Genomic DNA, 23,907 nt, shown 5'->3' on the forward strand with positions numbered 1-23,907 from the left:
GGACCGGTTCCAGCCGACGCCCTTTACTAAGTAGATCCGCGGCGAGCGCGATAGGCGGTGGCCTTGGCGCGGTTCTGACACGACAGGCCGCAGAAACGGCGCGAGGCGTTGCGCGTGGTGTCGACGAAGACCAGGTCGCATCCGCCGGCCTCGCAGGAGCCCAGGCGCCTCCCCTGCCCCACCCCGATGATCATCGCGAGGGCGGTGCCCGCCTGGGCGATCCAGGCATCCCCCAACGACGCCTCGAGCCGGTGGAAGGCCAGCCTCGGTGGATCGCCGTGCAGGTTGGGCACCGCGGCGTGCCGTATCAGCAGGTCGTTGAGCGCCGACAGGCGGGCGTCCCGCGCGAACAGCGAGCGCAGCACTGCGGCGGCGGCGGCCAGCGTGTCGGCGTCCGCGAGATCGAGGCGGGCCGCGGACGGCCGCACGACCGCCAGGGCGGCCCGGCGCTCCTCCCCCGTCGCGGGCGGTTCCACCCGGCGGCCGTGCGCATGAGTCACCACAAGGGTGTTGACCATGAGCACCGCCAGCTCGGCATTCTCGCCAACATAACTGTCTATTTGGGATTGACCAGTGATGCGCCATCCGTCTATCGTCACTGGCATATCGTACCTAGACAGTGAGGTTCTTGAGATGTCTCTCGCCCGGCGCATGTGGCACCAGATCGAACCCGTCCACGCGGCGGTCTACTTCGCGCCCCAGGTCTTCGACGAGGCCGCCAAGCTCGGCTACGACGTGGAGTCGCGCTGGCCGAGCTACTTCGCCTGGCGGACCGCGCCCCTTGGAAAGGCCGGACCGCACCAGGTCACCGCCACCTACTACAGCTTCAGCCCCGCGATGATCGCCGAGCACGTGCCGGACATCTGGGAGACGGCCACGCCCGAGCAGGCGCTGGAGGCCAGGCTGCGCGGCATGGACAGGACCCTGCGCGACCTGCTGGGCGAGCGGGTGAACCAGCGGGAGGCGGCCGAACTCGCCATGCGGGCCGCCGAGAGCGCGGACGTCTCCGGCCGCCCGACGGCCGCGGCCAACCTCGACCTGCCCTGGCCCGACGAGCCGCATCTTGCGCTCTGGCAGGCCTACACGGTGCTGCGCGAGCACCGGGGCGACGGGCACCTGGCGGCCTTGCAGGCGGCCGGACTGGACGGCTGCGAGGCGCTCGTCTCCTTCGCCGCCATCGGCGCGGCGCCGGTCGCCAACTTCGCCGGCAGGGGCTGGAGCGAGCAGGAGTGGGCGGCCGCGCGCGACCGGCTCGCCTCGCGGGGCCTGATCGACGCCGAAGGGGCGGCGACCGAGGCGGGAAGGGCGCTGCGGGAGCAGGTCGAGCGCATGACCGACCAACTGGCCGCCGGGCCGTGGCTGGCGCTGGGCGAGGAGCGGGCGGCCAGGCTGGCCGAGCTGAGCCTGCCGTTCCTGGGCGCGATCTTCGAAACCGGGATGCTGCCCATGCAGAGCACGCTGGGCATCGGCACGGTCCAGGCCCCCGAATAGGACGGGTCCGGGACGGGCCGGCCGCCGGCTGCCAGAGGCTGAAGCAGGACCGGCGCTCAGCCCGCCAGGGCGTAGGGGCGGGCGGCGCGGGCGGCGCGCAGGGCGTTCCCCCACCAGGTCAGCCGATCGAACAGGGTGTGTGCCGCGGTCTCGGCCGCCTTGGCGACGGCGGAGTCGGTGACGCGTCCGCTCTGTTCCACGTGGTCGTGCGGGAAGTGGAAGCTGACCGTGTCGCGCAGAGTGACGGCACGCAGTTCGGCGAGAACCTGGCGCAGCTGTTCGACCGCGCGCAGCCCGCCGGCGAGTCCACCGTAGGAGACGAACCCGACGGGCTTGGCGGCCCACTCCTTGCGCACGGTGTCGATCGCGAGTTTCAGCGAGGCGGGGTAGCCGTGGTTGTATTCGCAGGTCTGCGCCAGCGCCCAGCCCCATCACCCTTGTCCGAGGCAGTGTTCAGCCACGTTCGGCCACGTTCAGCCACGTCGTCCCGCACGGCCTCTTGCCGACCCCGAAACAATGAGGCGACGGGCGGGCGCGCAGGGACCGCGGCCCCCCCGGTGGAGGCGACCATCCCGCCGTCCCACCGGGCTACTCGTGGAACGTCGCGCCGGGCTGGTTCGCTACATTCCTCCGCTGAGCAGTCCCCGCCCGCCGTACTTCTTGTGCACCGCCTGCTTGGTCACGCCGATCGCGTCGGCGATCATCGACCAGGCCAGCCCCTTGACCCTGGCCCTGCGCACCTGGACCGCCTCCATGCGCTCGATCTCGCGCCGCAGCGCGGCGGTGGCCCGCAGCGCCATGAGCGGATCGTCGTCCTCCGTCTGTCGCACCAGGGTCGCCAGGTCGTTCGTCATGCGGCCAACGCTATCTGGCCTCGACCACCAACCGCACGCCCAGCGCGATCAGCACCACACCGGAGATCTGCTCGAGCCGCCGCCGCACGGCAGGCCGCCCCAGCACCGCCCTGGCCCTGGCCACCGCCCAGATGACCGCCCCGTACCAGACGGTGTCGACCAGCACCCACACCAGGGCCAGCGTGATCAGGGTGAGTGGGACGTTCTGCCCCTCCGGCACGAACTGCGGCAGGAACGACATGGCGAACACCGCCGCCTTCGGGTTGGCCAGGCACGTTCCGAACCCCGCCAGGTAGGACTTGCGCCACCCGTCGACGGCCTTGACCTCGACCTCGGCGTGGTCCTTGCGCCGCAGCGACTGCACGCCCATGTAGACCAGGACCACCGCGCCGGCGACGCGCATGATGTCGTAGGCCAGCTCGGAGGCCAGCACCAGCGCCGACAGGCCGAACGCGGCGGCCAGCGCCCACAGCAGGATGCCGGTCTCGTTGCCGAGCGTGGCGGCCAGCCCCGATCCCCTGCCGGCCCTGATGGTCTGGCGCAGGATGACCGCGGTGCTGACACCCGGGACCATCGCCACCAGGACGCACGCTCCGATGAATGCGATCAGATACATGTCCCGATCCTGACGGCGGCACCGTGTGACGGCAACGCGTTTACCGGGCGCCGCGGACAGGGGCGCCCGGCCCGGCGAGGCACTGGGCGGGCGCTCGCCGCAGGGTCGTTGCCACGGCCCACCGATTCTCCGCAGCGGGATCGTTGGTCATCTCGTGACCAGTGCCTCAGCAGGAAGGGATCGTCCGCTCTGCACCTCACCTGCTACTCTATGCTACTAATTGATTACATTACGTAGCATTGGGAGCTAGTGTGAAGGTCGCCTGCGTCGGCGGCGGACCCGCCAGCCTGTACTTCTCGATCATGATGAAGCTGGTGGACCCGTCCCATGACATCACCGTCCACGAGCGGAACCCGGCCGGGTCGACGTACGGCTGGGGCGTGACCTACTGGGACAGGGTGCTCGACAGCCTCCACGAGACCGACGCCGAGTCCGCGCGCGCCATCAGGGAGAACTCGGTCCGCTGGGACAGCTGGATCGTGCGGGTCCACGACCGCGCCACGGTGACGGTGCAGGAAGGCGACGTGGGCTACGGCATCGGCCGGCGCGAGCTGCTCGGCATCCTCGCGGACCGGGCCCGCTCCCTCGGCGTGCGCCTCGAGTACGAGCACGAGATCACCAGCGAGGAGGAGGTGGCGGGCGCCGACCTCGTCGTCGCCGGGGACGGCGTCAACAGCGTGCTGCGCGAGCGGCACACCGACCACTTCGGCACCGAGGTCACGGTCGGGCGGAACAGCTACATCTGGCTCGGCACCACCAAGATCTTCGACTCCTTCACCTTCGCCTTCGCGCAGACCCCGCACGGCTGGATCTGGTTCTACGGCTACGGGTACGGCAAGGAACACAGCACCTGCGTCATCGAGTGCTCCCCCACGACATGGAAGGGGCTCGGGCTGCACGAGGCCGACGAGGCCGGCAGCCTGGCCCTCCTGGAGAAGATCTTCGCCGAGACGCTGGACGGGCACCCGCTGATCGGCCGGGCGAACGCCGACGGCAGCGCGCACTGGCTGAACTTCCGCACCCTGACCAACCGGACGTGGTACCGGGGCAACCTCGTCCTGCTCGGGGACGCCGCGCACACCACGCACTACTCCATCGGCGCGGGCACCGCCCTCGCGATGGGGGATGCCGCCTTCCTGGTCACCGCGCTCCACGGGGACACGCACCTCGAGCCCGCCCTGGCCCGCTACGAGAAGGAGCGCCAGTACGCGATCCGGTCCACCCAGAGGGAGGCACGCTGCAGCGCCCAGTGGTACGAGAACCTCTCGCGCTACATCAACCTTCCCCCGCAACAGCTGTTCGCCCTGCTCGGCCAGCGGCACTCCCGGCTGCTCCCGCACATGCCGCCGCGGCTGTACTACCGGATCCGCCAGATGTCCGACTGGGCGGGCTCCAGGTTCGGACGATCCACCACGACTGCGGACCACTGATGAGGTGACGCCGCCCACAGGACGGACGGGTGCGCGAGCCGACAGGAGATCGTCCGCCCGCCGCGCCGGTACAGCGCCTGCTTCTGCGCGGGCGTGCGCCCGGAGCGCATCGTGATCGCGACGTACACGATGCCGTCGTCGCGGTGCACAGCGAGGAAGTCGTCGTAGCGCAGCGTGCCGCCGGTGCCGTCGTGACTCACCAGGACCTGGAACCGGTCGTCGGGCGGGATCCCGATCGTCTCGACCAGGGCGTCGTGCACGGCGCGGCCGAGCGCGTCGAGCCGGCCGCTGTCGGCCAGCAGTCCGGCCAGCCGCTCGGTGAGCCAGGCGAAGGTCTCCTCGACCGGCCGGCGCAGTCGCGGGTCCGGCCGGCCGCGCCAGGCGCCGCCGGACCAGCCCTCCGCCGGTTCGAGGAACCGTCAGTCGTTGCCGAGCTCCATCGCGGCGCGGTCGAGCATCTCGTCGTCGCCGGAGACCGTGCCGCGCGAGGCGATGGCCTCGGCGCCGCCCTGCGGCATCGCGCCGATCAGCCCGGTCGAGGCCGCCTGGGCGGCGCCGATGAGCGCGGGATGGGTGGTGCCGACCATGCCGAGCCTGGCGTACTGCTCGAGCTTGGCGCGCGAGTCGGCGATGTCGAGGTTGCGCATGGTGAGCTGGCCGATCCGGTCCACGGGGCCGAACGCCGAGTCCTCGGTGCGCTCCATCGACAGCTTGTCCGGGTGGTAGCTGAAGGAAGGGCCGGAGGTGTCCAGGATCGAGTAGTCCTCACCCCGCCGCAGCCGCAACGTCACCTCGCCGATGACCGCCGTGCCGACCCAGCGCTGCAGCGACTCGCGCAGCATCAGCGCCTGCGGGTCGAGCCAGCGACCCTCGTACAGCAGCCGGCCGAGCCGCCGCCCCTCGTTGTGGTAGTTCGCCAGGGTGTCCTCATTGTGGATCGCGTTGACCAGCCGCTCGTAGGCCGCGTGCAGCAACGCCATCCCCGGCGCCTCGTAGATGCCGCGGCTCTTGGCCTCGATCACGCGGTTCTCGATCTGGTCCGACATGCCCATGCCGTGCCGGCCGCCGATCGCGTTGGCCTCCATCACCAGGTCGACAGGGGAGGCGAACTCCTTGCCGTTGATCGTCACCGGGCGGCCCTGGTCGAAGCCGATGGTCACGTCCTCGGTGGGGATCTCGACCGACGGGTCCCAGAACCGCACGCCCATGATCGGGTCCACGGTCTCGATGCCGGTGTCGAGGTGCTCCAGGGTCTTGGCCTCGTGCGTGGCGCCCCAGATGTTGGCGTCGGTCGAGTAGGCCTTCTCGGTGCTGTCGCGGTAGGGCAGGTCGTGGGCGAGCAGCCACTCCGACATCTCCTTGCGCCCGCCGAGCTCGGAGACGAAGTCCGCGTCGAGCCAGGGCTTGTAGATGCGCAGGTGGGGGTTGGCGAGCAGGCCGTACCGGTAGAACCGCTCGATGTCGTTGCCCTTGAACGTCGAGCCGTCGCCCCAGATCTGCACGTCGTCCTCGATCATCGCCCGCACCAGCAGGGTCCCCGTGACGGCGCGACCGAGCGGCGTGGTGTTGAAGTAGGGACGCCCGCCCGAGCGGATGTGGAACGCACCGCAGGTGAGCGCGGCCAAGCCCTCCTCGACCAGCGCCGCGCGGCAGTCGACCAGGCGCGCGATCTCGGCACCGTACGCCAGCGCGCGGCCGGGCACCGAGGCGATGTCGGGCTCGTCGTACTGGCCGATGTCGGCGGTGTAGGTGCACGGGACGGCACCCTTGTCGCGCATCCACGCGACGGCTACCGAGGTGTCGAGGCCGCCCGAGAAGGCGATGCCGACCCGCTCGCCGGTGGGCAGGGAGGTGAGGACCTTGGACATGAAGAAGATTATGCAGTGTCACGCATGAACATGCAACGTTCTCCCGATCACAACCGGATCCGTCGACGGAGGGCTCGTCGCAAAAGGCGTCCTGGCCAGGGCGAAGGGCGCGAGCATCCGGCGGCCGACCGGGCGTGGCGAGGCAGGCGCCCGCCGTCGCGCCCGACCCAAGCCGCCCGGACGCGCGCGTGCCGGATCTCCGGCAGGCGTTCGGGGGGTACGGCTCGGCCGCCCGGTCCGGCGACAGCGAGCCTGCCCGATCCCCCGGGCCCGCCGTTCGATCCTGGGTGGGTCTTCTGCCCGCTACCCGCCGATCGCCTCGGCGATCTCCTCCAGGGCGGCCGGGTCCTCGATCGTGGACGGCGTCCGGTAGTCGTCGCCCGCGGCGATGGCCCGCATGGTGGATCGCAGGATCTTGCCCGAGCGCGTCTTGGGCAGCCGGGCGACGACCACCGCCCTGCGGAAGGCGGCCACCGGGCCGATCCGCTCCCTGACCATCGCGACCAGTTCGGCCTCCACCTCGCGCTCAGGGCGGTCGACGCCTGCCTTCAGCACCACGAGGCCGAGCGGGAGCTGGCCCTTCAGCGCGTCGGCGACGCCGATCACCGCGCACTCGGCCACGTCGGGATGTCCCGCGATGACCTCCTCCATCGCCCCCGTCGACAGGCGGTGGCCGGCGACGTTGATGACGTCGTCGGTGCGCCCCATGACGAACAGGTAGCCGTCCTCGTCGAAATAGCCGCCGTCGCCGGTCAGGTAGTAGCCGGGAAAGCGCGAGAGGTAGGCGGCGTGGAAGCGCTCGTCGTCGCGGTAGAGGCTGGGCAGGCAGCCCGGCGGCAGCGGCAGCTTGATCACCACGGCGCCTTCGACGCCCGGGGGGCACTCCTCGCCGGCGGGATCGAGGACGCGCACGTCATAGCCGGGGACGGGTTTGGTGGGCGAGCCCGGCTTGATCGGCAGGGTCTCGATGCCGACGCAGTTGGCGGCGACCGGCCAGCCGGTCTCGGTCTGCCACCAGTGGTCGATGACCGGCACGTCGAGCAGCTCGCTCGCCCAGTGGTAGGTGTCGGGATCCAGCCGCTCACCGGCGAGGAACAGGTGACGCAGGTCGTGCTTGCGCAGGTAGGAGCCGGTGGGGTCCTCCTTCTTGATGGCGCGGATCGCGGTCGGCGCGGTGAACAGCGTGCGCACGTCGTGTTCGGCCACGACCCGCCAGAACGCGCCCGGGTCGGGGGTGCCGACCGGCTTGCCCTCGTACAGCACGCTGGTGCATCCGGCCAGCAGCGGCCCGTAGACGATGTAGGAGTGGCCGACCACCCAGCCGACGTCGGAGGCGGCCCAGAAGACCTCGCCGGGGGCGGCGCCGTACACCTGGGACATGCTCCAGTGCAGCGCCACGGCGTGGCCGCCGTTGTCGCGCAGCACGCCCTTGGGCGCGCCGGTGGTGCCGGAGGTGTAGAGGATGTAGAGCGGGTCGGTCGCCGCGACGCTCACGCAGCCGGCGGGCTCGGCGTCGAAGCCGGCCCAGTCGCGCTCCCCCTCGCGCAGCTCGGCGGGGTGCTCGGGCCGCTGGACGATGACGACGGCCTCGGGCCGGTGCGCGGCGTGCGCCAGGGCCGCGTCCAGCAGCGGCTTGTACGGCACGACCCTGCTGACCTCGATCCCGCACGAGGCGCTGAGCACGACCTTGGGCCTGGCGTGGTCGATGCGCGCGGCCAGCTCCGCCGCGGCGAATCCGCCGAACACCACCGAGTGGACCGCGCCGAGCCTGGCACAGGCCAGCATCGCGATGACCGCCTCCGGCACCATCGGCATGTAGATCACGACGGTGTCGCCCTTGCCGACGCCCAGATCGCGCAGCATGCCGGCGGCCCTGGCCACCTCCTCGCGCAGCGCGGCGTAGGTGTAGGTGCGCTTGACCCCGGTGACGGGGCTGTCGTAGATGAGCGCGGCCTGCTCACCCCTGCCGCCGTCGGCGTGCCTGTCGAGGGCGTTGAAGCAGGTGTTGAGCCGCCCGTCAGGGAACCACCGCCCTCCCTCGAAGACGGTGCGTGGTTCGACGTCCCAGGTGATCCCGCGCGCGGCGGCGCCCCAGTCAAGCTCGCTCACCCTTCGATCAGATCAAGGCGGCCCCTGGGCGCGCAAGCGTCAGGGGCCCTGGAGTCCGAACTCCTCGGTCTCTCCAGGCGCGGACGGCGAGGTCGAGCGCGACCTGGTGGCCCTCGATCCTCGCCCGGAGTCCACGGCCGAAGGATCGCGGCCATATATCAGGCGACATCAACGGACGCCGCCGAGTAAGGTGAACGATCAAGGGTGGCTCCTGGACGCGCTTCCTTCTCCTTAACCTCAAGGCAACCAGCGCTTCCGCTCTCCACCCTTTTTTCGTGCCCTGCCGAGGAGGTGCCTCCCGTGATCGGACCCGCTGACGTGCTGCTGCGCAGGAGAAACCTGGTGGCGCCCGAACTCATGACCGCCGACTCGCGGTGGACGACGCCCAAGCAGAAGGCGAGCGCCGCCGACGGCGTCGCCGCCCTGGAGGGCGAGCTGCTGCAGTACGGGTTCCTTCTGTCGGCCGAGCTGCGTCACGCGCTCGCCGCGCTGCCGGTGCCCGAGCTGGCCAGGGCGGGCAGGAGCCTGCTCCACGCCGCCGCCGCCAGGCTCGGCGCGGACGTCCACCACGTGCCGCTGTTCAGGAAGTTCCCGGAGAGCGTGCCCAGGGACACCGGCGATTTCTTCGTGCGCCGCGTCTTCACCCTGCTGCTGCAGGAGCCGCGGCGGCCCTGCGTGCTGTGCGGGAAGGTGGGCACCGTGCACCCCGTCGCGCCGTGCGCGCACCTGGTGTGCCGCTCCTGCTGGGACGGCTCCGATTTCAGCGCGTGCCCGATCTGCCATCGCAGGATCGACCCCGCCGACCCGTTCCTGATCCCCACGGCCGGACGGCAGCGCGGCGCCCGCGTGACCACCTACGACACCACCCTGCTCCGACTGTGCCCCGACGCCACCGCCGCCGCCCGCGAGCTGGCCGTCTCGATGCTGTCAAGGCAGACGCCCATGCCGGTGGAGGACCGCGACGACCTGATGGCGCTGCTCGACGCGTACTGGCCGCTGTCGGCGGGCTGGCTGCCCGAGGTCGTGCCGGTCAAGGAGACCAGGGCGATCGCGCTGGCCGCCGCGCTGACGGCGCCGGGCCTCACGCCGCCCAGGAGGGTCGGGCCGGGCGCACGCGGCGTCCGTGCCCCGCTCAGAGTCGCCCGCCCCGACCTCGGCGCGGCCGAGGAACTGCTCGCCCGCCACCTGGGCACGGCCACGGACGTGCTCCGACTGATGTACGTGCTCATGGGCGCCGACCCCGGCCTCCGGATACGGCCCGAACGGCGCGTCTCGCTGCCCAGGCCGCTGCGCAGGAGGCTGCTCGGCGCGCTGGACGGCTTCGCGCTGCCGTACCTGATCGAGGACCTGCACCGCCACGGCGAGCAGTGGAAGCACATGGCAGAGGTGCTGCATCCGCACGAGCAACACGCCCGTCACCCTGACGCGGCACTGGCCTTCGCCGCGCTGCGCGGCACCAGGCTCGACCCGGCGTCGGCGTTCGGCGCGGCGCTGCTGGAGCGCGCGGCCGCCCATCCCGAGCTGCTGGTCGTGCGCGACGGGCGGCTGCGGGTGACGACGTTCGCCTCGCACGTGGAGAAGGCACTGGCCGCCAAGGACGGCGAGCGAGCGCTCACCCTGCTGGCGCGCCGCCCCGGCGAGCTGGGTCGCCGCCTGAGCCAGCTGCTGCGCCTGTCGCCCGAGCTGGTGACAGGGTCGCTGGAGCCCGCGCTGGGGTCGATCGCGCCCGGCGTGCTGATGTCGGCGCTCGGCCAGCTGCGCACGCCGCCCGGGGGCACGCGACTGTTCCTGCCCAGGGGCGGCAGCGCGCGCTTCCACACGCGGGACGACGAGCGCGCCCCGCTGCCGGAGGACGCGGCCGCCATCGCCGCCGAGCTCATCCGCGGCGAACTGCTGCGGCGCGCGGCCGCGCTGCCCGCCCTGTCGTGCGCGCTGCTGGACGAGGGCCTGGCCGACCTGGTCGCGCCCACCTCCGAGCGGGCCGCCACCACGGCACTGGTACGGCTGACGCGCGGCAGCGTGCAACCGATTCCCGGCGAGCAGGTGGTCAGGCTGTTCCTGCACTGGGCCGAGCCCGCCGGCACCCGCGTCGACCTCGACCTGTCGGCGGCGGTGTTCGACACCAGGTGGCGGTTCGTCGGCCTGTGCGACTACACCAGCCTGCGGCTGGGCGACGATGCGGCGGTGCACTCGGGCGACCTGACCTCCGCCCCCGAGCCGCTCGGCTCCTCGGAGTTCGTCGACCTCGACGTGTCCAAGCTGGCCAGGCTCGGCGGGCGCTACGTGGTGCCGGTCGTCTTCAGCTACAACGACGTGCCGTTCGAGGAGTTGGTGCGCGGCTTCGCCGGGTTCATGCGCGCGCCGGACGGGCTGTTCGACCCGCTGGCCGTCCAGCAGCGTTTCGACCTGGCCGGCGAGGCCAAGATCCTGGTCCCGCTGGTGGCCGACCTGTGGGCGGGCACGATGCGCTGGGCCGACCTGAACCTCTCGGCGAGCGGCCGGTTCCACAGCGTGGCCGGCAGCTCGGCCGAGCTGGCCAGGCTGGGCGAGGCCATGGAGAGCGCGTTCGGGGTCGGCGCGCGGGTGACGCTGTGGGAGGTCGCGTGCTGGCACGCCGCCGCGCGGGCCGGCTCGGTGCTGGTGCGCGGCGGCGGACGCGTGCTGCGCTTCCTGCGGCGCGAGGACGAGCCGGTCGCCGCGTTCGCCGGGCGGCTGGCCGTCCGCGCGGGCGGCGTCGAGGACACCGGCGCTTTCGCCGAGGTGGAGTGGGCCGCGCTGGTCACCGGTGACGTGGAGCTCGGCGCCGGGGCCCAGGCGTACGCGTTGTTCCCCGGCGGGCTCGGCGAGGCGCGCAGGATCGACGCCGCCGACCTGGTCAGCGGACTGGGGGCGGGCACGTGAGCGAGGACGACGTGATCCTTTCGGTGGTCGTCGGGTCGCGGGCCTACGGGCTCGACACCCCGGCCTCCGACACCGACAGGCGGGGCGTGTTCGTGGCGCCCACCCAGGCGTTCTGGCGACTGGACAAGCCGCCCACCCACCGCGACGGGCCGCTGCCCGAGCAGTTCTCGTGGGAGGTGGAACGCTTCTGCGTGCTGGCGCTGGAGGCCAACCCGACGGTGCTGGAGACGCTGTGGTCGCCGCTGGTGGAGGTGGCCGCCCCTGCGGGCAGGCGGCTGCTGGATCTGCGCGGCGCTTTCGTGTCGCGGCGGGCGCACCAGACGTTCGCCCGCTACGCCGACGCGCAGTTCCGCCGCCTCGATCCGGCCGCGCCCAAGTGGAAGCAGGCCATGCACATGCTCAGGCTGCTGCTGAGCGGCATCCACCTGGTGGAGCACGGCGAGCCGCTCGTGCACGTCGGCGCGCACCGCGAACGGCTGCTCGACGTCAGGCGGGGGCGGCTGTCGTGGGACGAACTGCAGGAGTGGCGCGCCTCGCTGACGGACGCCTTCGAGCGGGCGCTGCCGCGCAGCGTGCTGCCCGCCGCGCCCGACCGCGCGGCGGTGGAGGAGTTCCTGGTCGAGGTACGAAGGGCGAACCTGTGACGCTTCCCGGGTGGCTGGCCGAGGTGGCCGGCGAGCAGCCGTACCCGCTGGCGTTCGCGACGGTCAGCGGGGCGCACCTGTACGGGTTCCCCTCGGCCGACTCCGACGTCGACCTGCGCGGCGTGCATGTGCTGCCGGTGGAACAGGTCGTCGGGCTGCGGGTCGGCGAGCAGACGGTCGACAGGTCGTGGATCCGCTCGGGTGTCGAGGTCGACCTGGTCACGCACGACCTGGCGAAGTTCTGCGCGCTCCTGCTGCGGCGCAACGGGTACGTGCTGGAGCAGTTGCTGTCCCCGCTGGTGGTGGCGTCCTCGCCGGTGCACGAGGAGCTGGTCTCGCTCGCGCCGGCCTGCCTGACACGCGGCCATGCCCACCACTACCTGGGGTTCGCGCGCACGCAGTGGCGGCTGTTCGGCAGGAACGGCGAGATCAAGCCCCTGCTCTACACCTTCAGGGTGCTGGCCACCGGCATCCACCTGATGCGGACGGGAACGCTGGAGGCCGATCTGACCAGGCTGCTGGACTACGGCCCCGCCTACCTGCCCGAGCTGGTGGCCGCCAAGCGGGAGGCCGAGCACGGACCCGCGCCCGCTCTCGCCTCGGCCGCCGACGACGTGGCGCGGATGACGGCGCGGCTTGAGAAGGAACGCGAGGCCTCGCGCCTGCCCGAGACGCCCTCGGCGGGCGAGGCCCTGCACGACCTGGTGGTGCGGACGCGGCTCGGCGGCTAGTTGGTGCAGTCCTGGTCGGCGAGCGCGAGGCCCATCTCGTAGATCTTGTTCTTGGACAGCAGGAAGTAGTAGTAGGCCTTCGGGTTGCCGGGGACCGTGACGATGGGGAAGCCGCTGGCGGCGCGCTTCAGCTTGGGGTAGGCCTTGTCGAGCTGCTTGCCGGTGGAGCCGAGCCCGATGCCCTGGGGCGTCTTGACGCCCTCGGGAGCGAAGATCATGGCGACCCCGACCTTCTTGGAGATCCACATGCCCACGCGGTCCCGGCCGGAGGGGTGAGCCTTCAGGTCCCAGCCCGAGCAGGCGCCGGCCCGCCTCTTCTGCACGACCTTCCCGGTGGCCTTGGCGTCCTTGGCGCTCATGCCCAGCCGGACGCCACCGAGCCCGTACGGCCCCAGCACGTCCTGCGCGCGCCCGGCCGGCTCCGCGAGCGCCGCGGGCGCGAGGCCCGTCAGCAGCATCCCTCCCGCGAGTGCGGCCACCAGCGCCGAGCGGCCCAGCCTGTTGTGCGTCATCGTGATCCCCCTATGGTGTGAGTCGTCCACCGGGTTTGATGACGGCTCGGCCGCCCTGGTTCGCACCATCGTGCACCCTTCTGCGGCGTTCCGGTCAGGCCGGGAGCTTCTGCGCCGCCCGCCCGGCGAGATGCAGGAACGCGATACGGCCGCTCTCGTCGCGCAGGAAGCGTCCGGCGGGCCGGCCCGGATCGGTGACCATGACGACCGTGTCGCGCTCGCCGCCGTCCAGGAAGGCCAGCTCCAGCTCCGGCAGCGCCGCGACCCCCGCGGCGGCCGGTTCCTCGGCGAGCTCCATCCTGACCCGCAGCCGTTCGCCTTCCGCTGCCACCTGGAAGGTCCACTGCCCTGCGTAGTAGCCGCCGGTGTACTCCTTCGCGACCGGGTCCCTGCTGAGCGAGGGCTTCACCTCGGCCTGTGCCGCGCCGAGCAGGTGCTCCAGGCACCAGCCGAGCACCAGCTCGCCGAGCCGCTTGCCGGGTCCCGCGTTGGTGAGCACGGTTACCGCGAAGCCGTGCTCGGGCGCCAGCACGAACGACGACAGCTGGAGGTTGCCGACGTTGCCGCCGTGGGTGACCAGGCGCAGCCCGGCCCGCTCGTCGATCAGCCAGGGCAGCCCGATCGCCTTCCACGGGACGCCGACGGCGATCCGGTCGCGCTGCATCAGCGCGCGGGTCTCCCCGGTGAGCGGGGCCTGGCCGGTGGCGGCGCCTTCCAGGTGGAAGGCCGCATAGCGGAGCTGGTCGGTCACCGACGACAGCAGTCCCCCTTCGGGCATGCTCTCGCGGAAGAGGCCCCAGGTGTGCGCCACGCGCGGGCCGTCGTCACCGCCGACGTGACCGACGGCGTGCGGCCTGGTCGCGGCCTCCCACGGGAAGAAGAAGCTGGAGGTCATGCCCAGCGGTTCGAGGACCACGCGCCGGACCAGCTCCTCGTACGGCAGGCCGGAGACGACCTCGGCGATCCTGCCCAGCAGCCGGAATCCGGCGTTGCTGTAGGAGGCGACGGCGCCGGGCGGGAACAGCTGCGGCAGGCCGCCGTACACCGCGATGGCGTCGGCCAGCGCCGAGGGCCCCCAGCTCTCGCCGTCGTCGATGTCGCCGAGGAATCCGCCGGTGTGCGTGAGCAGGTGCTCGACGGTCACCGCGTCCGCCGCCGCCTCGTCGGCCAGTTCGAAGCCGGGCAGGTACGCGCGCACCCGCCCGTCCAGCCGGAGCTCGCCACGCTCGACGAGATGCATGATCACGGTGGCGGTCACCGTCTTGGTGGTGGAGCCGATCTGGAACAGGGTGTCAGCGGTGACGGGCGCGGGCGCGTCGACGCTGGCCACCCCTGTGGTGAGGACGTGCCGGCCCCCGCCGTGGATCACCCCTACGGCCGCGCCGGGAACGCCGAGCGCCTCGGCCTCGTGGTCGATGAGCTTCTGCAGGTCGGTGAGGTCAGCCATGACCCCCATGGTGGGGCTCCCCCGCCGCGGCGGCTTCGGCCGGCCGTATCAAAAGTGCGGCCGGGTTCGTCGCCCCCGACCAGCCGCGGCGCCCGCGCCGCCTCGCGGCACGCCGGCCGGTCGTCAGGTGACGGACCTGAGTAGAGGCTACTCATTCCGGTCGGGCCCGGGGTTTGCCAGAGTGTGCGGGTGACCATAATCGATCAAAACACCGCGCACGCTCTCGCGGTGAGCCTGGCCAAGGTCTACGACTCCGTGTCCAGCAGGATCGTTGAGGACAACGCCTCCTCGCCGCTCGTCGCCCGGGTGACGGGACACCTGGGCTGCCCCCTGTCCGAGGCGGTGGTGGTGGAGGAGAAGTACCGGCTGTGGGAGCACGCGGGTCTCCAGTCCGGTACCGATCACTACCTGGCCGCCCACTCGCCCGGCGCGCAGTGGTTCGGCGTGATGGGTGGCGAACGCCGGTGGGAGAGCATCATCAACATGCTGCTCTACGCCCTGCGCGACGGCAGCCGCCTGCTCGGCAGGCCCGACTACGGCAGCGCTCCCGTCGGCCCCGCCGAGAGCATGGAGGTGGTGCAGCTCGGCATGGTGGAGAGCCTCGCGCCCGACGGCACGCCTGTCGTGCTGGTGGTCAGCAGCGTCGACGAGTACCAGGGCCACTCGATGCTGACCGTCCTGTCCTCCTCCAGGACCGCTGCCTCCGCGGTGCGCGACGAGATCGAACGGCTCAAGCGCCTGCACGACCCGTTCAAGGGACAGGTGATGAGCTTCGGCTTCAGCGAGCACAAGGAGAACGAACTGCTCACCTTCCTGCCCAGACCGTCCATGACGGCCGAGGAGGTGGTGCTGCCCGAGGGCCGGCTGGAGGCGGTCGAGGAGCACGTCGTGGGCATCGCGGCGCTGAAGGAGCAGTTGATCGAGGCGGGCCAGCACCTGCGCAGAGGCCTGCTCCTGTACGGCCCGCCGGGCACCGGCAAGACCCACACCGTGCGCTACCTGGTGGGCAGGCTGCGAGAGCACACCGCGATCCTGATGTCGGGCCCGGGGATGCGCCACCTCGACTACGCCGTCGGGCTGGCCCGCAAGTTGCAGCCGTCGATCGTGGTGATCGAGGACGTCGACCTGATCGCCGAGGACCGCAGCCACTTCGAGACTTCGCCGCTGCTGTTCTCCCTGCTGGACGCGATGGACGGCATCACCGGCGAGGCCGACGTGTCGTTCGTGCTCACCACCAACAGGGTGGAGACGCTGGAGAGGGCGCTGGTGCAGCGACCGGGCCGGGTGGATCTGGCGGTGGAGGTCCCGCCTCCGTCGGCGCCCGACAGGGAGCGGCTGGTCCGCCTGTACGCCAGGAACAGGCCGGTCGAGGCGGACGTGGCCAAGGTGGTCGACGCCACCGAGGGGGTGACGGCGGCCTTCGTCAAGGAGCTGCTGCGGCGGGTGATCCTGCTGGCGATCAGGGCGGGCGAGCACGCGCTGACCGACGAGCACTTCGACACCGCCTTCCAGGCGATGTCGGGCGACGCCCAGGCGCTGACGAGGGCGTTGCTCGGCGCGGGCGACGAACGCCAGGTCAGGACGCCCTCGCGGTTCTGCTGACCGGCGGGCGCGGCTACGACAGTCCTGACCGCACCGTCAGCGGGAAGGGGTTGTCCGGCAGCAGGATGAGCCTGCGGCTGTCGCCGCGCTCGGCCGCGTCCAGGTGGAGGAGCGCCGCGCCGATGCCCGCGGCGCCCACCATGTAGCCGGTGTCGGCGGTGACCTCGGCGGGCCGCAGCCTGCGGTAGGCCTGCCACCACCGCCCCTGCCTCGCCGCCCCGACCAGGTGCTCGCCGAGGATGAGGGCGAAGGCGCGGTACTCCTCGTGGCCGGTGGCCGCCCACAGCCCGACGAACAGCTCCAGCAGCCCCGCCGCGCCGCAGCACTGGCACATGACGTTCCAGAACCCCGGGGTCTGCCGGTACGGCACGCCGCTGGTGAGGATGCCGTGCGCCAGACGCTCCACCCAGTCGGTGTCGCCCAGCTCGTGGAACATCCTGGCCACTCCGGCAGAGCCCGAGCAGAAGCCGAGGTAGTGCAGGTGGCGGCCCTGCGGCACGTGGTGGGGCACCAGCGCGCACGAACCGTTGACCTCGCTGATCGACCTGACGAAGCCGGCGCCTCTGGCGGCCGCGTCGTGGAAGCGGGGGTCGCCCGTCACCGCGTGGAGGCGGGCCAGGAGGAACGCGGTGCCCGCCGTACCGGAGAGGAAGCCGGGAGTGACGGCGTCGACGGGCAGGTCGGCGGGCGGTTCGGCGCCGAAGCGGTGCCCTGGGACGGGCAGGTCGGCGATGCGCAGGCCCGCCTCGACGGCCACGCGCTCGTAGGCGGGTTCGCCGAGCAGGGCGGAGGCGTGCAGGAGGGTGAGGATGATGCCGCCGTCGCCGCGCTGGCACGGATCGCCCGTCCAGGTGGGTCCGGCGGCGGCCAGCAGGTCGGCGGCTCGGGCGGCGGCGGCGGTGAAGGCGTCGTCGATGACCCAGCCCGCTTCCGAGAGTGCGAACACCACGCCCGCCAGGCCGTCATGGAAGGTGGGGTCGCTCTGCTCGGGCACGACGGCGGTCAGGTAGCGGGCGCCCTCGGCGGCGTCCTCCAGGTAGGAGTCGTCCCCTGTGGCCGCGGCCAGCTCGAGGAAGAACAGCACGATGCCGGCCGCGCCCGAGTAGAGCGAGGCCGGCCTGTGCGGGAGTGCCGCGCGTTCGCCTGCGTGCCAGTGGCGGCCCCGGGCGTCGTCGACGGCGCACGCGCGGATCCACTGTGCGGCCTCAACGGCGGCCTGCACAGGGGCCTCGATCGGGCTCATGGCACCAGTCTCCCACCCCGGCCAATAACCCGCAAACCTCATAGGTTTAATGTGTTTTAGTACAGTGTCGGGCGATGACGAACGATGACAAGTGCACCGCATGCCTCGGTTCCGCGACGGAGGAGGTCGTGCCCGGCCTGACCCGCGCCTGCCGCGCGTGCGCCGGCACGGGACGCCGCCGCGAGCAGCTCATCTGGGGGCTGGCTCACCTCGAGGCCGAGCAGCTGATCACACTACCGGTCGTGCGCGACCTCGTCCGGCAGGCTCGTGGCCCCTTCCATCTGTCGGAGGTCGCCGACACCGTCAGGGCCATGCTCGACCTGCCCGCAGGACGGCTGCCCGTCGGGCCAAGGGTTCGCGACCTGCTGCTCCAGATGGAGGCCGCGGGCGAGATCGTGATGGTGTCGGCCCCCGACGAACTGCTCGACGGCACCGAGGTCGTCCTGCACCGCGATCCCGCGTGGGAGAGGGTCCGCACCCTGGGCGTGTAGTCCGGTCAGACGCGGCAGAGGATCTCGCCGTGCAGGATCGACATCCATCCGTCGCCCGAGGCGGCCCACTCGCGCCAGCCGTCCGAGATCCGCTGGAGGTCGGCCGCCGTGGCCGCGCCCGAGGTCAGCGCCCGGCACGCCATGTCGGAACGCAGGATCCGCTCCGCCCACATCCCGCCCCACCACTGCCTGTCGTCGTCGGTGGCGAAGCACCAGGTGGAGGACGTGGCGGTGATGTCGGAGAACCCGGCCGCGCGCGCCCATGACAGCAGGCGCCGTCCCGCGTCGGGTTCGCCGCCGTTGGCGCGGGCGATCCGCTGATACAGCTCCATCCACTCCTCCAGCGCGGGCAACCGCGGATACCAGGCGAAGGCGGCGTAGTCGCTGTCGCGCACGGCCACGATCCCGCCAGGCTTGGTGACTCTGCGCATCTCGCGCAGGGCCTGGACGGGATCACCGACGTGCTGCAGCACCTGGTGGGCGTGGACGACGCAGAAGGTGTCGTCGGGGTAGTCGAGCGCGTGCACGTCGGCGACGGCGAAGTCGACGTTGGTCAGCCCTCGCGCCGTCACCTCAGCCCTGGACAGCTCCAGCGCCTCGCCGGTCACCTCCGAGGCGGTCAGACGGCCGACCCTGGCCGCCAGGTCCGCGCTGATGGTGCCGGGGCCCGCGCCGACGTCGAGGACCTCCATGTGCGGCTTCAGGTGAGGCAGCAGGTAGGCGGCGGAGTTCTCGGCGGTGCGCCAGCGGTGGGAGCGCAGGACGGACTCGTGGTGGCCATGGGTATATACGGCGTTCATGGATACGCACCCTAGCCCCGTTTCTCACATTTTAAGAAGATATGTCTCATATATAGAGACGCACTGGCCGAACCTCCGATGGAATAGGGAATAGCGGAGGACAATGCCTCGTTGCGTCCTGTTGTCCCCGATCCCAGGAGTCGCGCCTTGCTACCGTCCGTGGTCGCCCCGCAGGAGCTCGCCACCCGCGCCGTCTACGCCGCGGGCCCGCTGGCCGCGCCGCCGCGCACCCTGCTCGACATCCTCAAGGCGACGACGACGGCGCACCCCGACGCGTCCGCGCTCGACGACGGCCAGGTTTCGCTGACCTACCGCGAGCTCGGCGCCCGTGTGGCGAGTCTGGCCGGCGAGCTGGCCGAGGCGGGGGTACGGCGCGGCGACAGGGTCGGCGTGCGGGTGCCCTCGGGCACGGCCGAGCTGTACATCACCATCCTCGCCGTGCTGACCGCGGGCGCCGCCTACGTACCCGTGGACGCCGACGACCCGGACGACCGTGCCGAGCTGGTCTTCTCCGAGGCGGGCGTCCGCGCGGTGGTCACCGACCACGTCACCGTGCACGGCGAGCCCTCCCCCTGGCCGCTCGACGGCGGGCCGACGGTCGACGACGACGCGTGGATCATCTTCACCTCGGGCTCGACGGGCAAACCCAAGGGGGTGGCGGTCACCCACCGCAACGCCGCCGCCTTCGTCGACGCCGAGGCCGGCCTCTTCTTGGCCGAACGGCCGCTGGGCCCGGGCGACCGCGTCCTGGCGGGGCTGTCGGTCGCCTTCGACGCCTCCTGCGAGGAGATGTGGCTGGCCTGGCGCCACGGCGCGTGCCTGGTGCCCGCCCCCAGGGCGCTGGTGCGCACCGGCATGGACCTCGGCCCCTGGCTGGTGGCCCACGGCATCACGGTCGTGTCGACCGTGCCGACCCTGGCAGCGCTGTGGCCGGCCGAGACGCTCGACGACGTGCGCCTGCTGATCTTCGGTGGCGAGGCCTGCCCTCCCGAGCTGGCGGCGCGGCTGGCCGTGCCCGGCAGGGAGGTCTGGAACACCTACGGCCCCACCGAGGCCACGGTCGTGGCGAGCGCGGCGCTGCTGACCGGCGAGGGCCCGGTGCGGATCGGGCTGCCGCTGGACGGCTGGGACCTGGTGGTCGTCGACGGCGACGGCCGGCCCGTCGAGATGGGCGCCACCGGCGAGCTGATCATCGGCGGCGTCGGCCTGGCCCGCTACCTCGACCCCGTCAAGGACGCCGAGAAGTACGCGCCGCTGCCCAGCATGGGCTGGGAGCGCGCCTACCGCAGCGGCGACCTCGTGCGCGCCGAGCCCGAGGGGCTGGTCTTCGCCGGTCGCGCCGACGAGCAGATCAAGCTGGGCGGGCGGCGCATCGAGCTCGGCGAGGTGGACGCCGCCCTGCAGGCCCTTCCTGGAGTGGCGGGCGCGGCCGCGGCCGTGCGCGGCCAGCTGCTGGTCGGCTACCTGGTCGCCGCGGAGGACTTCGATCTGGCCGAGGCCAGGGAACTGCTGCGGGGGTCGCTGCCGGCCGCGCTCGTCCCCCGGCTGGCGGTCGTCGAGGAGCTGCCGACCCGCACCTCCGGCAAGATCGACCGTGATGCGCTGCCGTGGCCGCTCCCCCAGCGGCAGGCGCAGCGCGGATGGCTGGCCGAGCAGTGGGCCGCCGTCCTCGGTGTGGCGCCCGAGGGCCCCCGCACCGACTTCTTCACCGAGGGAGGCGGCAGCCTGGCGGCGGCGCGGCTGGTGTCCGCCCTGCGCGTGCGCCACCCCGCGGTGACCGTCGCCGACCTCTACGAGCACTCGACCTTCGGCGCGCTCCACGAGCTGCTGGGGGACGAGCGGACGCAGCAGGCCCACGCCAAGGCGCGCGAGATCGCACCCATGCCGGTGCGCGCGTCGCTGGCCCAGACGGCGCTCATGGTGCCGCTGATGACCGTGACGGGGCTGCGTTTCCTCCTCGTCGTGGCGGCGCTGGCCAACCTGCTGTGGGCGCCGGTGCTGTCGTGGTGGTGGGTCGCGGCGGGCGCGCTGGTGCTGCTGTCCCCGCCGGGACGGCTCGCGCTGTCGGCGGCCGTCGCCCGGCTGCTGCTGCGAGGGCTCAAGCCAGGGCGCTATCCGCGCGGCGGCGCCGTCCATCTGCGGCTGTGGTTCGCCGAGCAGTTCGCGGCCAGGCTCGGGCTGCCCGACCTGGGCAGCGCGCCGCTGATGTCCTGGTACGCGAGGCTGCTGGGCGCCCAGGTCGGCGAGGACGCCGACCTGCACTCGGCGCCGCCCATCACCGGGATGCTCAGGCTCGGCAGGGGCGCCTCGGTCGAGCCCGAGGTCGACCTGAGCGGCGTGTGGTACGACGGCGACAGGGTGCGCGTCGGCGAGATCAGGATCGGCGCGGGCGCGTCGGTCGGCTCGCGCTCGACGCTGCTGCCCGGCACGAAGATCGGCAAGCACGCCCAGATCGCGCCCGGCTCGGCGGTCCAGGGCGCGGTCCCGGCCGGCACGAGGTGGGCGGGCGCTCCCGCGACCAGGCAGGGCAAGGCGCGCCGGGCAGAGGAGCGGCCACCCAGGTCCCGATTCTGGGTGGGCGTGTACGCGGTCTCGGCGGTCGCGCTGGGCCTGCTGCCCGCCGCCGGGATCGGCGCGGGCCTCGCGGTGCTGCTGGCGACGAACACGTTGTGGGCGCTCCCCCTGGCGACGGTCGCAGGGATGGCCGCGTTCGCGCTCGTCACGCTCGCCGGCGTGCGGCTGCTGGCGATCGGGCTGGTCCCCGGCCAGTACCCCGTGCACAGCCGTGCGGCGTGGCAGGCGTGGGCGACCGGCAGGCTGATGTCCTCGGCACGGGTGTGGCTGTTCCCGCTGTACGCCAGCATCCTGACGCCGGGCTGGCTGCGCGCCCTCGGCATGAAGGTGGGCCGCGACGCGGAACTGTCCACGGTGCTGGCGCTGCCGTCCATGACCTCGGTCGGCGACGGCGCGTTCCTGGCCGACGACACGATGGTCGCCCCCTACGAGCTGGACGGCGGGTGGATGCGGATCGCGGAGGCCCGCATCGGCAAGCGCGCCTTCCTCGGCAACTCGGGCATGACCGCGCCGGGCCGCAAGGTGCCCAAGGACGGCCTGGTAGGCGTGCTGTCGGCCACACCGAAGAAGGCCAAGTCGGGCTCGTCCTACCTGGGCATGCCGCCGGTGGAGCTGCGCCGTACCAGCCAGGGAGGCGACCGCAGCCGCACCTACGACCCGCCCGCGCGGCTGAAGGCCGCCCGCGCGCTGGTCGAGCTGTGCCGCCTGCTGCCGGCCACCTGTACGGCGGCGCTGGCGGCGGTGACGGCCGGCGTGCTGCTGTGGCTCGCCTGGACGTACGGCACGCCCGTCGCCGCCCTGCTGAGCGGCCTGGTGCTGCTGTCGGCCGGAGTGGTGGCCGCCGCGGTGGCCAGCCTGGCCAAGTGGGCGCTGCTGGGCCGCATCGCCGCCGGTGACCGACCGCTGTGGAGCTCGTTCGTCTGGCGCAACGAGCTGGCCGACAACTTCGTCGAGGTGCTGGCCGCGCCGTGGTTCGCCGACCCGTGGCTGGGCACCGCGCCGCTGAACGTGTGGCTGCGCTCGCTCGGGGCACGCATCGGGCATGGGGTCTCCTGCCACACCTACTGGCTGCCCGAGGCGGACCTGGTGAGCCTCGGCGACGGCGCGTGCGTCAACCGCGGCTGCGTCCTGCAGACGCACCTGTTCCATGATCGGGTCATGAGCATCGACACCGTCGACCTCGCCGCGGGCGCTACGCTGGGCCCCCACGGGGTCGTGCTGCCCGCCGCGACGATCGGCGCGCACGCCACGGTCGGCCCCGCCTCACTGGTGATGCGGGGGGAGAACGTGCCCGAGAGGACGCGCTGGTTCGGCAACCCCATCTCGCCATGGCGGTGACGCCCTACTTCCCCGGCCACGGGGACCCGCGTTTCGGCGTCACGCACTACGATCTCGACCTGCGCTACCGCGTGTCGACGAACTGGCTGGGCGCCCTGGCCACGCTGTCGGTCGAGACCGCGCATCAGGTGAGCGACCTGGAGCTCGACCTGGGCCCGTTCGCGGTGAGCTCGGTCAAGGTCGACGGCGTCCGCGTCCGCCACGTCCACCGGGCAGGCAGGCTCACGGTGCCGCTCGGCAGGTCGCGCCCCGCGGGGGCGGCGATCGGCGTCGAGGTCGCCTACGCGGGCAAGCCGCAGCCGATCTCCAGCCCCTTCGGCGGCGTGGGCTGGGAGGAGCTGACCGACGGCGCGCTGGTGGCCAGCCAGCCGGTCGGCGCGCCCTCGTGGTTCCCCTGCAACGACAGGCCGGACGACAAGGCCACCTACACCATGACGGTGACGACCGCCTCGCCGTACCAGGTGCTGACCAACGGGTCGCTGGTGCTCAAACGGCGCGCGGGGGGCAACACCACCTGGATCTTCTCCCGCACCGACCCCATGGCCACCTATCTGGCAAGCGTCCAGATCGGCCGCTACCAGGTCGGCGACGGGCTGGCCTACCCCGCCAGGCTCGCCGCCCGTGTCAGGAACGACTTCGGCAGGCAGGGCGAGATGCTGGCGCTGTTCAGCGACAGGTTCGGCGCCTACCCCTTCGACGCCTACACCGCGGTCGTCGCCGACGACGAGCTGGAGATCCCGATCGAGGCGCAGGGGCTGTCGGTCTTCGGGCGCAACCACGTCGACGGGCGCCGAGGCTCCGAGCGGCTGGTCGCGCACGAGCTCGCCCACCAGTGGTTCGGCAACAGCCTGACCATCGGGAGCTGGAACGACATCTGGCTGCACGAGGGCTTCGCCGCCTATGCCGAGTGGCTGTGGTCGGAGTCCTCAGGAGGGGAGCCGGCCGCGGCCCACGCCAAGCGCTGGCACCAGCGGCTGGCGGTCATGCCGCAGGACTTCACGCTCGCCGACCCAGGGCCCCGGCGCCTGTTCGACGACCGCGTCTACAAGCGCGGCGCGCTGACGGTGCACCGGCTCCGGGAGGAGATGGGCGATCCCGCCTTCTTCGGGATGGTGCGCGCGTGGACGGCCGAGAACCGGCATTCCACGGTCAGCACCGACGCGTTCGTCGCCCACGCGCAGCGGCACACCTCCCGCCCGCTCGCTCCGGTGCTGTCCGCCTGGCTGTACGGCAGGACGCTGCCCCGTTTCTCCTGA

At 72.2% G+C, this 23,907-nt stretch carries 20 protein-coding genes; 9 read left to right on the forward strand and 11 right to left on the reverse strand.

Features of this window, described 5'->3' with window-relative positions; genetic code table 11:
- Positions 1-26: 26 nt before the first annotated feature.
- Positions 27-599 (reverse strand): CGNR zinc finger domain-containing protein, encoded by a 573-nt coding sequence (locus AC3EO4_RS19150; protein WP_379572510.1) that lies wholly within the window; start codon positions 597-599, stop codon positions 27-29.
- Positions 600-633: 34 nt separating this feature from the next.
- Between AC3EO4_RS19150 and AC3EO4_RS19155 the strand changes: the two genes are divergently transcribed.
- Positions 634-1,491: an SCO6745 family protein gene (locus AC3EO4_RS19155; protein ID WP_379572511.1), complete on the forward strand. Its 858-nt coding sequence runs from the start codon at positions 634-636 to the stop codon at positions 1,489-1,491.
- Positions 1,492-1,547: 56 nt separating this feature from the next.
- Here the strand turns inward: AC3EO4_RS19155 and AC3EO4_RS19160 are convergent, their stop codons facing one another.
- The 3 genes from AC3EO4_RS19160 to AC3EO4_RS19170 form a co-directional block, all read right to left on the reverse strand.
- Positions 1,548-1,847, reverse strand: coding sequence for an NADPH-dependent FMN reductase (locus tag AC3EO4_RS19160; RefSeq protein WP_379572512.1), 300 nt, complete (start codon positions 1,845-1,847; stop codon positions 1,548-1,550).
- A gap of 264 nt (positions 1,848-2,111) precedes the next feature.
- Complete coding sequence (locus tag AC3EO4_RS19165; protein WP_379572513.1) at positions 2,112-2,345, reverse strand: hypothetical protein; 234 nt, start codon at positions 2,343-2,345, stop codon at positions 2,112-2,114.
- Positions 2,346-2,355: 10 nt separating this feature from the next.
- A complete protein-coding gene (locus AC3EO4_RS19170; protein WP_379572514.1) occupies positions 2,356-2,961 on the reverse strand; it encodes a LysE family translocator in 606 nt (201 codons plus the stop codon).
- 251 nt (positions 2,962-3,212) lie between these two features.
- On the opposite strand from AC3EO4_RS19170, the gene AC3EO4_RS19175 reads away from it, so the two are divergent.
- Positions 3,213-4,391, forward strand: a complete 1,179-nt coding sequence (locus AC3EO4_RS19175; protein ID WP_379572515.1) for an FAD-dependent monooxygenase — start codon at positions 3,213-3,215, stop codon at positions 4,389-4,391.
- Here AC3EO4_RS19175 and AC3EO4_RS19180 read toward each other — a convergent pair.
- The 3 genes from AC3EO4_RS19180 to AC3EO4_RS19190 all read right to left on the reverse strand — a co-directional run bounded on the left by AC3EO4_RS19180 (position 4,319) and on the right by AC3EO4_RS19190 (position 8,368).
- A complete protein-coding gene (locus AC3EO4_RS19180) occupies positions 4,319-4,747 on the reverse strand; it encodes a tautomerase family protein (RefSeq protein ID WP_379572560.1) in 429 nt (142 codons plus the stop codon). The two genes, AC3EO4_RS19175 and AC3EO4_RS19180, sit on opposite strands and share 73 nt — an antisense overlap.
- 63 nt (positions 4,748-4,810) lie before the next feature.
- The gene (argG, locus tag AC3EO4_RS19185; RefSeq protein ID WP_431896907.1) at positions 4,811-6,259 is read right to left on the reverse strand and encodes an argininosuccinate synthase; all 1,449 of its coding nucleotides are present in this window, start codon (positions 6,257-6,259) and stop codon (positions 4,811-4,813) included.
- 303 nt (positions 6,260-6,562) lie between these two features.
- On the reverse strand, positions 6,563-8,368 hold the full coding sequence (locus AC3EO4_RS19190; protein ID WP_431896908.1) for a propionyl-CoA synthetase: 1,806 nt from the start codon (positions 8,366-8,368) through the stop codon (positions 6,563-6,565).
- A gap of 300 nt (positions 8,369-8,668) precedes the next feature.
- On the opposite strand from AC3EO4_RS19190, the gene AC3EO4_RS19195 reads away from it, so the two are divergent.
- Genes AC3EO4_RS19195 through AC3EO4_RS19205 form a run of 3 tightly spaced genes read left to right on the forward strand, consistent with a single transcriptional unit; the run spans position 8,669 to position 12,644 of the window.
- Positions 8,669-11,269, forward strand: coding sequence for an MXAN_6230/SCO0854 family RING domain-containing protein (locus AC3EO4_RS19195; protein ID WP_431896910.1), 2,601 nt, complete (start codon positions 8,669-8,671; stop codon positions 11,267-11,269).
- A complete protein-coding gene (locus AC3EO4_RS19200) occupies positions 11,266-11,913 on the forward strand; it encodes a nucleotidyltransferase domain-containing protein (RefSeq protein ID WP_379572519.1) in 648 nt (215 codons plus the stop codon). Before AC3EO4_RS19195 ends, AC3EO4_RS19200 begins: the two co-directional genes overlap by 4 nt.
- On the forward strand, positions 11,910-12,644 hold the full coding sequence (locus AC3EO4_RS19205) for a nucleotidyltransferase domain-containing protein (RefSeq protein WP_431896912.1): 735 nt from the start codon (positions 11,910-11,912) through the stop codon (positions 12,642-12,644). Before AC3EO4_RS19200 ends, AC3EO4_RS19205 begins: the two co-directional genes overlap by 4 nt.
- Here the strand turns inward: AC3EO4_RS19205 and AC3EO4_RS19210 are convergent.
- Together AC3EO4_RS19210 and AC3EO4_RS19215 are read right to left on the reverse strand one after the other, a co-directional pair.
- A complete protein-coding gene (locus AC3EO4_RS19210; protein ID WP_431896913.1) occupies positions 12,641-13,156 on the reverse strand; it encodes a hypothetical protein in 516 nt (171 codons plus the stop codon). The two genes, AC3EO4_RS19205 and AC3EO4_RS19210, sit on opposite strands and share 4 nt — an antisense overlap.
- 94 nt (positions 13,157-13,250) lie before the next feature.
- Positions 13,251-14,603 (reverse strand): serine hydrolase domain-containing protein, encoded by a 1,353-nt coding sequence (locus AC3EO4_RS19215; protein ID WP_431896915.1) that lies wholly within the window; start codon positions 14,601-14,603, stop codon positions 13,251-13,253.
- A gap of 189 nt (positions 14,604-14,792) precedes the next feature.
- Between AC3EO4_RS19215 and AC3EO4_RS19220 the strand changes: the two genes are divergently transcribed.
- Positions 14,793-16,205 (forward strand): AAA family ATPase, encoded by a 1,413-nt coding sequence (locus AC3EO4_RS19220; protein WP_379572523.1) that lies wholly within the window; start codon positions 14,793-14,795, stop codon positions 16,203-16,205.
- A gap of 13 nt (positions 16,206-16,218) precedes the next feature.
- Here the strand turns inward: AC3EO4_RS19220 and AC3EO4_RS19225 are convergent, their stop codons facing one another.
- Positions 16,219-17,448: a lanthionine synthetase LanC family protein gene (locus AC3EO4_RS19225; RefSeq protein WP_379572524.1), complete on the reverse strand. Its 1,230-nt coding sequence runs from the start codon at positions 17,446-17,448 to the stop codon at positions 16,219-16,221.
- A gap of 74 nt (positions 17,449-17,522) precedes the next feature.
- Here AC3EO4_RS19225 and AC3EO4_RS19230 point away from each other — a divergent pair, with 74 nt between their 5' ends.
- On the forward strand, positions 17,523-17,939 hold the full coding sequence (locus AC3EO4_RS19230; protein WP_379572525.1) for a hypothetical protein: 417 nt from the start codon (positions 17,523-17,525) through the stop codon (positions 17,937-17,939).
- A gap of 5 nt (positions 17,940-17,944) precedes the next feature.
- On the opposite strand, the gene AC3EO4_RS19235 is transcribed toward AC3EO4_RS19230, so the two are convergent.
- A complete protein-coding gene (locus AC3EO4_RS19235; protein ID WP_379572526.1) occupies positions 17,945-18,739 on the reverse strand; it encodes a class I SAM-dependent methyltransferase in 795 nt (264 codons plus the stop codon).
- Positions 18,740-18,886: 147 nt separating this feature from the next.
- Between AC3EO4_RS19235 and AC3EO4_RS19240 the strand changes: the two genes are divergently transcribed.
- On the forward strand, positions 18,887-22,651 hold the full coding sequence (locus AC3EO4_RS19240; RefSeq protein WP_379572527.1) for a Pls/PosA family non-ribosomal peptide synthetase: 3,765 nt from the start codon (positions 18,887-18,889) through the stop codon (positions 22,649-22,651).
- On the forward strand, positions 22,642-23,907 hold the full coding sequence (locus AC3EO4_RS19245) for a M1 family metallopeptidase (RefSeq protein WP_379572528.1): 1,266 nt from the start codon (positions 22,642-22,644) through the stop codon (positions 23,905-23,907). Before AC3EO4_RS19240 ends, AC3EO4_RS19245 begins: the two co-directional genes overlap by 10 nt.

The organism is Nonomuraea sp. bgisy101, assembly GCF_057708945.1.